The 301-nt window shown below is 47.8% G+C and carries 1 protein-coding gene; it reads left to right on the top strand.

Annotated elements, in window-relative coordinates:
• Nucleotides 1-301: 3-hydroxyacyl-CoA dehydrogenase NAD-binding domain-containing protein (locus SB660_RS19765; RefSeq protein ID WP_410583967.1), on the top strand; the 301-nt coding region annotated here is incomplete at both ends.

Here is a 301-nt window from a genome sequence, read left to right on the forward strand (position 1 = left end):
TGCCGTATTGGCAAGCAATACGTCTTCTCTTCCCATTACGGAGCTTGCCGCGGCCACAAAAAGGCCTGAAAAAGTAATCGGCATGCATTTTATGAATCCGGGTCCGGTCATGGAGCTTGTCGAAGTCATCAGAGGACTCGCCACATCGGAAGAAACGGCGGAAACAGTAAAGAAGCTTGCCGTCCGGATGAATAAAACCCCTGTCGAAGTCAATGACTTCCCGGGCTTTATATCTAATCGCATATTAATGCCGATGATTAACGAAGCCGTTTATTGCCTTTACGAAGGAGCAGCTTCAAAG

Source organism: Bacillus sp. SIMBA_005 (assembly GCF_046535585.1).
Taxonomy (GTDB): domain Bacteria; phylum Bacillota; class Bacilli; order Bacillales; family Bacillaceae; genus Bacillus; species Bacillus pumilus.